The organism is Betaproteobacteria bacterium (assembly GCA_009377585.1).
Lineage (GTDB): Bacteria > Pseudomonadota > Gammaproteobacteria > Burkholderiales > WYBJ01 > WYBJ01.
The window spans coordinates 36,271-46,086 of the sequence record WHTS01000043.1; the positions used below are offsets into that span (position 1 = coordinate 36,271).

General features: G+C 66.5%; 8 protein-coding genes and 1 pseudogene. 7 read left to right on the forward strand and 2 right to left on the reverse strand.

Features of this window, described 5'->3' with window-relative positions:
- Together GEV05_15030 and GEV05_15035 are read left to right on the forward strand one after the other, a co-directional pair.
- On the forward strand, positions 1 to 1,548 hold a 1,548-nt coding region (locus GEV05_15030), incomplete at its 5' end, for a hydantoinase B/oxoprolinase family protein (protein MPZ44685.1).
- 237 nt (positions 1,549 to 1,785) lie between these two features.
- A complete protein-coding gene (locus GEV05_15035; protein MPZ44686.1) occupies positions 1,786 to 2,931 on the forward strand; it encodes a hypothetical protein in 1,146 nt (381 codons plus the stop codon).
- A gap of 163 nt (positions 2,932 to 3,094) precedes the next feature.
- Here GEV05_15035 and GEV05_15040 read toward each other — a convergent pair whose 3' ends face one another.
- Positions 3,095 to 4,312 (reverse strand): MFS transporter, encoded by a 1,218-nt coding sequence (locus GEV05_15040; GenBank protein ID MPZ44687.1) that lies wholly within the window; start codon positions 4,310 to 4,312, stop codon positions 3,095 to 3,097.
- 177 nt (positions 4,313 to 4,489) lie between these two features.
- Between GEV05_15040 and GEV05_15045 the strand changes: the two are divergent.
- A pseudogene (locus GEV05_15045) lies at positions 4,490 to 5,125 on the forward strand (ROK family protein).
- Between the two features lie 135 nt (positions 5,126 to 5,260).
- A complete protein-coding gene (locus GEV05_15050; protein ID MPZ44688.1) occupies positions 5,261 to 5,476 on the forward strand; it encodes a hypothetical protein in 216 nt (71 codons plus the stop codon).
- An 8-nt stretch (positions 5,477 to 5,484) separates the two neighbouring features.
- On the opposite strand, the gene GEV05_15055 is transcribed toward GEV05_15050, so the two are convergent.
- A complete protein-coding gene (locus GEV05_15055; protein ID MPZ44689.1) occupies positions 5,485 to 6,366 on the reverse strand; it encodes an NAD-binding protein in 882 nt (293 codons plus the stop codon).
- A 193-nt stretch (positions 6,367 to 6,559) separates the two neighbouring features.
- Here GEV05_15055 and GEV05_15060 point away from each other — a divergent pair, with 193 nt between their 5' ends.
- From GEV05_15060 to GEV05_15070, 3 genes are all read left to right on the forward strand, one after another.
- Positions 6,560 to 7,537 carry a tripartite tricarboxylate transporter substrate binding protein gene (locus GEV05_15060; protein MPZ44690.1) on the forward strand — a complete coding sequence of 326 codons (978 nt, stop codon included), beginning with the start codon at positions 6,560 to 6,562 and terminating at the stop codon, positions 7,535 to 7,537.
- Between the two features lie 81 nt (positions 7,538 to 7,618).
- The gene (locus GEV05_15065) at positions 7,619 to 8,590 is read left to right on the forward strand and encodes a tripartite tricarboxylate transporter substrate binding protein (protein ID MPZ44691.1); all 972 of its coding nucleotides are present in this window, start codon (positions 7,619 to 7,621) and stop codon (positions 8,588 to 8,590) included.
- 114 nt (positions 8,591 to 8,704) lie between these two features.
- The gene (locus GEV05_15070; GenBank protein MPZ44692.1) at positions 8,705 to 9,667 is read left to right on the forward strand and encodes a tripartite tricarboxylate transporter substrate binding protein; all 963 of its coding nucleotides are present in this window, start codon (positions 8,705 to 8,707) and stop codon (positions 9,665 to 9,667) included.
- The last annotated feature ends 149 nt before the right edge of the window (positions 9,668 to 9,816 follow it).

Sequence of the window (9,816 nt, forward strand, 5' to 3'; positions counted from 1 at the left end):
CGCCCTGCAAGGGAGGGAAAGCTTGATCCGATCGCGCTGGAGATCCAGTGGAAACGGCTCGTAGCCATGGTCGACGAGGCGTCCACCGCCTTCATCCGCACCTCGTTCTCGCTGCTGGTGCGCGAAGCCAACGATTTCGCCGTGGTGCTCACCGATGGCGAAGGACGCTCGCTCGCCCAGTCCACCATGTCGATCGCGTCCTTCATCGGCTCTCTGCCCGCGACGGTGCGGCACTTTCTGGATGTCTTTCCCGCGCACACCCTCAAGCCCGGCGACGTGATGATCACCAACGATCCGTGGATGGGCACCGGCCACATCCACGACGTGAGCATCGCCATGCCGATCTTCCACAAGCGCAAGATCGTCGCCTTCGCGGCGGTGGTCTCGCACATGCCCGACATCGGCGGGCGGCTGCGCAACGCCGGGGTGCGCGAGCTCTACGAGGAAGGGCTGCAGATCCCGCGCCTGAAACTGATCGACAACGGCGTGCCGAACAAGACGCTGCTCGACCTGATCGCGCAGAACGTGCGCGTGCCGGAAATGACGCTGGGCGACATCTGGGCGCAGGTCGCGGCCTGCAAGATGCTCGAAGAGCGTGTGCAGCCGCTGGTGCGCGAAACCGATTTCGCCGCGCTCGGCAGCGAGATCCGGCGCCGCTGCGAAGCGGCCATGCGCAAGGCGATACGCGCGGTGCCCGACGGCGAGTATCACGCCCGCCTCGAGCATGACGGCTTCGAGGAGCCCATCGTCATCAACTGCACCGTGCGGGTGAAAGGCGAACGCATCGCGATCGATTACAGCGGCTCGTCGGAGCAGGTGCCGCGGGCCGTGAACGTCGTGCCGATTTACTGTTTTGCCTATTCCGCGTATGCGGTGAAGGCGCTGCTGTGCCCGGACGTGCCGAACAACGAAGGCAGCTTCGTTCCGATCAGCACCTCGGCGCCGCTCGGCTCCATATTCAATCCGCGTTTTCCTGCCGCGAGCGGCGGACGCGGCATGATCGGTCACATGATGGTGCCGGCCATCATCATGGCGCTCGCGACCGCGCTGCCGGAGCGTGCGGTCGCGGAAGGCTCGTCCAACTCCTCGATCACCGTCGCGGGCGAGCACCAGGGCCGGGCGTTCTCGTCGATCTGTTTCATGAATGCGGGCCAGGGCGCCACGCAGCATCGCGACGGTTATTCGGTGCTCTCGTTTCCGTCCAACCTCGGCAACTCGCCGATCGAGGTTTTCGAGCAGCAGGCGCCGCTGCGCGTCGTCGAGCGCAGCATCCGGCGCAACAGCGGCGGTGAAGGCGCGCATCGCGGCGGCGGCGGGCTGCGCTTCGAGATCGAAGTGACCGCCGACACGCCGATGGTTGCCTCCATGATCATGACGCGCTTTCGCTCCGCACCGAAGGGCATTCTCGGCGGCGGGGCGGGCAAGGTGGGCGCGCTCACGTTGAACGGCAAGCCGATCGATCCTGCCGACCATTGGGTATTGCGAAAAGGCGATCGCGTGGTGATGGAAACCGCCGGCGGCGGCGGCTGCGGCGAGGCTCACGGCTAGAGTCCTCGGTCAGAAGCTCCTCGTCACCCCCGCGAACGCGGGGGTCCAGGCGGAGTCTCGTTCTGGATTCCCGCTTGCGCGGGAATAACGAATTTGCGATTCGCCACACTGCAGAGGCGAACATGCGGATCGCCTTTCCAGGACGCGCGGCGCGAACTTCGAGACGATGCGCGTACCGAGAGCGGAAAAGCATAGCCAGGGCGTAACATTGCAGCTCCCGAGCTGAGGAGGCCGGCAATGTCCCGGACGAGCAGCAGCGCCGATGCAGCGCCCTTGACGATTCGTCGCGTCGATCCCATTGCCGTCCATCTGCCGCTGAAGAAGCCCATGCTCATGGGCGGCGGCCAGCGTTTCGATCGCGCCCAGACGCTGCTCGTGCGCATCGAAGCGGCCAACGGCCTGGTCGGCTGGGGTGAGGCCTCGGCTGCACCCACCATGACGGGCGACCTGCTGCCCGGCATGGTCGCCGCGGTGACCGATCACCTTGCGCCGCTGCTCGTGGGACGCAATGCGCTCGACCGCGCGCGGCTGGGACGCGAGGCTGCGGTCGCCATCATCGGCAACACCGGCGCCAAGGCGGCGTGCGATCTGGCGCTCATCGATCTCGCCGGGCGTCACCTGGGGGTGAGCATCGTCGAGCTGCTCGGCGGCGCGGTACGCGAGTCGGTGCTCACCATGTGCCTGCTCGGCAATCCCGACATCGCGCAGGACGTCGCCGATGCCAAGGCGTACCGGGCACAAGGCTACAATTTCTTCAAGCTGAAGGTCGGCGTGAAGCGCGTCGAGGAAGAAATCGAGGCCGCGTTCGCAGTACGCAAGGCGATCGGGCCGGATGCCACCCTGTGCGCGGACGCGAACATGGGCATGACCTTCGCCAGCGCCCGCCGCTACGTCACCGGCGCGGCCGATGCGGGCCTTGCATTTCTGGAGCAGCCGTTTCGCGACAATGATCTCAATACCACGCTCGCGCTCGCGCGCGTCTCGCCCGTGCCGCTGTGCGCCGACGAATCGGCCCACAGCCTGGAGAACATCGTCGAATGGCAGCGCGCCGGCGCGATCGGCGGCGTGAACCTGAAAACCATCAAGCTGGGGGGCACCGCAGCCACACTGCGGGCGGCGGTCGTTGCGGACAGCCTCGGGCTCGCGCTGGTGCTGGCGAGCAAGATTGCCGAATCGAGCATCGGCACCGCCGGCCTGGTGCACCTGGGTTACTGCATTCCGAACCTCGACTGGGGCATGAACCCGACCAGCCACTACCTGGCCGAGGACCTGGTGCGCGAGGCGCTGAAGCCGGTGGACGGCAGCTCGCCCCGCCCTGCCGGCCCCGGCCTGGGCATCGATGTCGACGAAGCCGCGGTGGCGCGCTTTCGCGCGAAGATCTGAGCAGGCTGCCGGAAACAATCGTCGCTCCCGCTGTAGCGGAAGCGACCTCCCGCGCAAGCGGGAGTCCAGGAAGGTGTGACGCAGACGGAAACAGGTAGTCACTGGATTCCCGCCTGCGCGGGAATGACGTTCTTTATCCCTCCGACTGTTTCAACGCCCTTTTTCAATGCGATTCCTCGATCGCGGGCGCCCGAGCGCGCGCCACCCGGCGCAACGCGCGCACGTGCACCAGGAGCGCGATGCTGGTCGCGACAAGGGCAACCGCGCACACGGCCAGCCAGCCGAAGTGCGCGAACGTGCTGCTCGCAAGGAACGCGCCGGTGGCGTTGCCCGCCCAGACGTGCGTGCCGAAGATCGTGTTCGCGCGCGCACGCGCATCCGGCACCACGGTGTTCACCAGGGTCTGGTTCGCGACCATGGCCGCGCGCAGCGCGCAGTCGAGCAATATCGCCCCGGCGACTACGGCCACCATCGACCAGGCCGAGAATCCAAACGCGAGCCATGCTAGAGCCATCGCGCACAGCGCCGCGGTCACCACCGACATGGGGCCTGCGCGGTCGGTCCAGCGGCCCGCCGGGCGCGCCACCAGGATGCCGGCCGCGCCCGGGATGCCGATGAGGCCCACTTGCGCCGGTCCGAGCCGATGGAAGGCGCTGACCATGGGCGAGACCACGGCCCAGAAGCCGCCGTAGCAGATCCCGAGCATGAACTGGATCAACGCCACGCGCCGAATGTCGGGTTGGTTGACGAGCAATGCCAGCACCGAGCGCATGAGCGCGCCATAGCTTGCGCGCGTGGTCGTGCGCGTATGCGGCAGGCGCGCGAACAGCAGCGGAATGACCGGCAGCAATAAAGCCGTGGAGAGCACGTAGCTCGAACGCCAGCCGAAATGGCTCGCCATGAAGCCGCCGGCGATGCGCGCGAACAGGATGCCGAGAAAGAGCGCGGTCATGAGCGTGCCGACGGCACGCCCCCGCTCCTGCGGCCGGGCTGCCTCGGCAATGATCGACACCATGCTTTGCGCGAGCGAGGAGACGACCCCGGTCACGAAGCTCGCGATAGCCAGCACGCCGATCGAAGGCGCCAGCGCCATCACGGCCTGGGCAACCGTCAGCACGATGATCTTGATGAGAATGATGCGCCGCTTGTCGATCCGATCGCCGAGGGGGACCAGCAACACGACGCCCACGAACATGCCGCCGAACGACAGCGTCGGCACCCAGCCCATCGCGGCCGCATCGGCATCGAGGTCGGCCGCGATTGCCGCCAGCATCGGCGTTTGATAGTGAATTCCGCCGGCGATGACGAATGCCGTCAGCGCGAGCAGCGCCATCAGGCTGCGGCTGGACTGCGCTTCAGCGGGATCCGACGCCCGACTCATGCGGGCATGCGGCGTGCACCGACGCGCCGGGAGGTGACAATGGCGACAAAAGCAGGCAAGTCCGCACGCAGGCTGGCCAAGGGCGCGAAGAACCGTAGCGGCCGGGCCAAAGGCGCCAAGACGGTGGCGGCGAAGCAGCGCTCATCCGCGCAGCGCGCACATGCCAAGCCGCCCAAGGTGCTGGTGCTCGACATCGGCGGCAGCAGCGTCAAGCTCCTGTGCACGGGCGAGACCGAGCCGCGGCGCCTGCCTTCGGGAGACCACCTGTCGCCCACGGCCATGGTGAACGCGGTGCGCAAACGCACGCAAGACTGGAAGTACGACGTCGTCTCCATCGGCTATCCGGGTGCGGTCGGTGTGCACGGTCCGCGCTCCGAGCCCGGCAACCTGGGCAGTGGGTGGGTGGGATTCGATTTCGCCGCGGCATTCGAGCGCCCGGTTCGCATAATAAATGATGCGGCGATGCAGGCCCTGGGCAGCTACGAGGGTGGGCGCATGCTGTTCCTCGGTTTCGGCACGGGGCTCGGTTCTGCGCTGATCGCCGAGAACGTGATCATTCCGCTGGAGCTCGGCAATCTCGTCTATGACAAGGACGATACGCTGGGCGAGCTGCTGGGCCGCAAGGGGCTCAAGACATTGGGCAAGTCGAACTGGCGCAAGATCGTGGAGAACGTGCTGGAGTCTTTCGTCGACGCCTTCATGGTGGACTACGTCGTGATCGGCGGCGGCAACGCCAAGTACATCCAGGATCCGCCGCCGGGCGCTCGGCTCGGCCACAACCTGACGGCGTTTCGCGGCGGCATGCGGCTCTGGACGATGGAAAGCATCCATACCCACTCGGCCGGCGCGGTGGATGCTCCGGTCAATTCGCCGCCGCGGGAATGGTGCGTGATCTAGCAGGCATGCCGGATGCGGTTGTAGCGTTCGACCACGCATGAGGGACATTCTATGACGACGAAGAAACCGACCAAGAACGATCCGGTGGACCTGCCGGAACCCGGTCCCGGCAAGCAGGACCCGAAGGAGCTCGACAAGCAACTCGATCGCGCGCTGGAAGACACCATGGAGGCGAGCGATCCGCCCGCCACCACGCAGCCGGACGTGCACATCCGCCATCACGGCAAGCAGGACGACAAGACCCCGCCGACTCGCAAGCCGCAATAGTCGAGGGCTCAACCCTTCGCGCGCCGGCGCCGAATCGCGTTGATCAGGATGGCGTTGTCCTTGTCCGCCTCGCCGTGGGCAGCGCAATCGCGCATGAGCTCGGCGTAGAGGCTCGCGAACGGCAGCGACTGACCCGCGCGCTGCGCGATCTGCCCCATCAGGGTGAAGTCCTTGAGGCTCTGGTCGACCCGGCTCATCGGCGGCTCGAACCGATCCTGCGCCCACAGCGGGCCTTTGACGTCCATCACCTGCGAGTAGGCAGCCGAGCCCTTCGCCACCTCGAGCAGCCGCGCACGGTCCAGACCCAGGCTTTCGGCAAAGGCGAGGCCTTCTGCGACCGCGGCGCGATTGAGCCCCAGCATGAGGTTGACGACCAGCTTGGCGCGCCCGCCGTCGCCCGCGGCTCCGATGTAGTAGCGGCGCGGACAGATCGCTTCGATCACCGGGCCCGCCGCCTCGGCCGCCGCCGCATCCCCGGCGACCAGAGCCACGCCGTCGCCCTGCGCGACCTGGGTGCTGGTCCCGGATACCGGCACTTCGAGCAGGGCAATACCGTGCGCCGCGGCTCGCCCGGCCAGCGCAGCGATCCGGTCCGGATCGCAGGTGCTCATGCAGATCGCGGTACGCACCGCGGTCCCGATGAGCCCGGGCGGGCCTTCGACCACCTGCTCGACCTGGCCGGTATCGAACACCGCAAGCACCACGATGGGGCAATTCGTTGCCACCTCGGCCGCGGAATCGGCCGCGATGCCGCCGAGCGCGACAAGGCTATGGCGCTTCTGCGCATCCACGTCATAACCCATGACGGCAAAATGGGCCGCCAGCAGGCGTCGGGCGATCGCGGTGCCCATCAAACCGATGCCGAACAGGCCGATCGGATCACGATCCATCGTTGCATTCTCCGGGCGTCATATTCCGAGGGAATACCTACGTAGGTTGCCGCAGCGGTAAGTGCTGTACGCCCCTTCCCGGCTGCCCTCGGCGCACTGTTCCGATGATACTCGGCTCCGCCAATCGGCCCCGCCTCGCCTCGCAAAGCTCGAAAGCGGCGGCTACCGTTCCAACCAGCATGAGGACCTCAACATGAAACCCATCGCGCTTCCCGTTGCCGCTGCCGCCTTCGCATTGGGCGGGGCCGGCGTCGCATTGCACGCATACGCCGCGGATTATCCGAGCAAGCCCGTGCGCATCATCGTTCCGTTCTCGCCCGGCGGCGGAACCGACATCCAGGCGAGACTGCTCGCCACCGCCTTCAACGAATCGATGCGCCAGACGTTCATCGTCGACAACCGAACCGGCGCGAGCGGCCTCATCGGTGCGCAGCTCGCCGTCGATGCGCCGCCCGACGGCTACACCATACTGTTCACCACCGCGAGCCTTTCGGTCAACTCGACGCTCTTCGCCAAGCGCATGAAATTCGACATGCAGAAGGACCTCGTGCCGATCAGTTGGATCACATCCGCTCCACTGGTATTGAGCGTGCATCCCAACGTACCCGCCAAGACGGTGCCTGAGCTGGTCGCGCTGGCGAAGAAAAAGCCGGGTCTGCTCAATAACGGCGTCAACACGCTCGGCAGCACCAGTCACCTGTCGGCCGAGATGCTGAAGCAGATGGCCGGCGTCAAGACCGGCATCGTGCCGTATCGGGGCGGCGGCCCGGCGACCGTCGCGCTGGTGGCGGGTGAGATCGACATGCTGTTCGCCACCGCGCCTTCGGTCATGCCGCACCTGAAGTCCGGCCGCGTGCGCGCGATCGCTGTCACGACCGCGAAGAAAGCCTCCGCGCTGCCCGACCTGCCGACCATGAACACGTATTACCCAGAGTTCGAATCGGACAATTGGTACGCAATGTTCTTCCCGGCCGGCACGCCGAAGGCCATGGTCGACAAGGTGAACAGCGAGATCCGCAAGGCGCTCGAGACACGCGGCGTGAGCGAATTCCTGGCGCGCGAAGGGCTCGATGCGGTGGGCAGCAGCCCGGCCGAGCTCGCGGCGCTGGTCAAGTCCGAGATCCCGAAATACGCGCAAGTCATCCAGCGGGGGCACATCGCGGTCAAGTAGATCCCCCGACCGCTTGACAGGCGGACACGCGTGCGTTCAGGATGGCGCGCGCGGCTTTCGTGCAACATCAGGAGGTGCACCATGAGCAAAGCAGTCCGCTGGATCAGCGCGGCCGCATTCCTGGCCGCGGCAATGGTCTCCCCGGTCGCAGCGCAGCAGTGGCCGGAGAAGCCGGTGCGAATTCTCGTCCCGTTCCCGCCGGGCGGGGGCACGGACATCCAGGCCCGGCTGCTTTCCGGGGTTTTCCAGAAGAACACGGGGCAGCCGTTCGTGGTGGACAACCGAACCGGCGCCAGCGGCATCATCGCAGCGCAGCTCGCGGTCGATTCCCCGCCCGACGGCTACACGCTGCTCTTCACTTCGGGCAGCATATCGGTCGTGACCACGCTCCATGCCAAGCGCATGAAGTTCAACCCGCTCACCGACCTGCAGCCGATCAGCTGGCTCAGCTCGACGCCGCTCGTCCTGTCGCTGCACCCCAGTGTGCCGGCCAAGTCGGTGAAGGAGCTGGTCGCGCTCGCGAAAAGGAAGCCGGGCATCATGAACGCCGGCGGCAACTCCGCGGGAAGCACCGCGCACCTCTCGGCCGAGATGCTGAACCAGTTCGCGGGGCTCGATTCCACGGTGCTGTTCTACCGCGGCGGCGGCCCGGCAGTGATCGCGCTCGTCTCCGGGGAGATCGACTACATCTTCGCCACAGCGCCCTCGATCATGCCGCACTACAAGGCAGGCAAGGCCCGGGCCATCGCGGTAACGACGCCGAAACGCTCGTCCGCATTCCCGGACCTGCCGACGATGAACTCGTTCTACCCCGGGTTCGAGTCCGACAACTGGTATGCCATGTTCTTCCCCAAGAATACGCCGCGGCCGATCGTCGATCGGATGAACGCCGAGATCAAGAAGGCGCTGGGCAGCGACGAGGTGCGCAAGTTCATGGTGCAGGAAGCGCTCGACCCGGTGGCAAGCTCGCCCGAGGAGCTGACCACGCATTTCAAGAGCGATATCGAGCGCTATGCCAAGGTGATCAAGGCCGGCAATATCGTGGTCGATTGAACCGCGCGCATCGGCCCGGCCGGTCGAACTTCGCCGTCCGGGTCCATCCGGGCGGCGCGCCGCCTGCGGGATGGGTGTAACCTTCCGGCCGCGTAGACGACCGAGGAGCAACCGATGTCCGCATCGCGTGCAATCGCAGCAAGCGCACTGGCGCTGCTTTCCGCCGCTGCCCTGGCCCAGACCTATCCCACCAAGCCGATTCGCATCGTGGTGCCGTTCGCCGCCGGCGGGCCAGCCGACGTGTATGCCCGCGTGCTAGGCCGGAACATGCAGGAGACCCTCGGTCAACCGTCCGTGGTCGAGAACCGCCCCGGCGGCGGTTCCGTGGTCGGCACCGACATCGTCGCCAAGTCGCCCGCCGACGGCTACACGCTGCTCTTGATGTCCAATACCCATACGGTGAACGAATCGCTGCTGCCGAAGAGGCCGTTCCAGCTGATGCGCGACTTCGTCCCGATTGCCCCGATCAACTATTCGGACCTGGTGCTGGTGGTCCATCCCTCGGTGGGGATCGATTCGGTCAAGCGGCTGCTCGCCATGGCAAGGTCGCGGCCTGGCGTGCTCAACTACGCCTCGTCCGGTCCGGGCACGCCGTATCACATGGCGGGCGAGCTGTTCAAATCGATGGCCAAGGTCGACATCGTGCACGTGCCGTACAAGGGCAGCTCCGGCGCGCGCACCGACGTGCTCGGCGGGCAGGTGGAGATGATGTTCGACGCCATCACCACCATGGCGCCCAACGTGCAGGCCGGGCGCGTGCGCGCGTTGGCGACCACCGGGCGCACGCGCTCCGCAGCGCTGCCCAGCGTTCCTACGGTGGACGAAGCCGGGGTTCCGGGCTACGACGCCGTCATCTGGCTCGGCATCATGGCGCCGACCGGCACGCCGAAGCCTGTCGTGGATCGATTGAACGCCGAAGTGCGCAAGGTCCTGGCGCGCGCCGACATCAAGGACGCCTGGAAGAAGCAGGGCGCCGAGACGATGGACATGGGCCCGGAGAGGTTCGACGAGTTCTTGCGCGGCGATATCGAGAAGTGGGCAAGCGTGGTGAAGGGGGCCGGGATCAAGGTGGATTGAGCGCTGGCAGCCTATCTCCGCTCGCGTTCGACGCTGCGAATGAAGCGCGAAAGGTGATAACTCGCGAGCTTTATCTCCTCCGGGGAGAGCCGCTGCTCTGTCTTTTCCAGGAAGGCGGGCAATGCCTTCGGCTCCAACACCCAGGCATG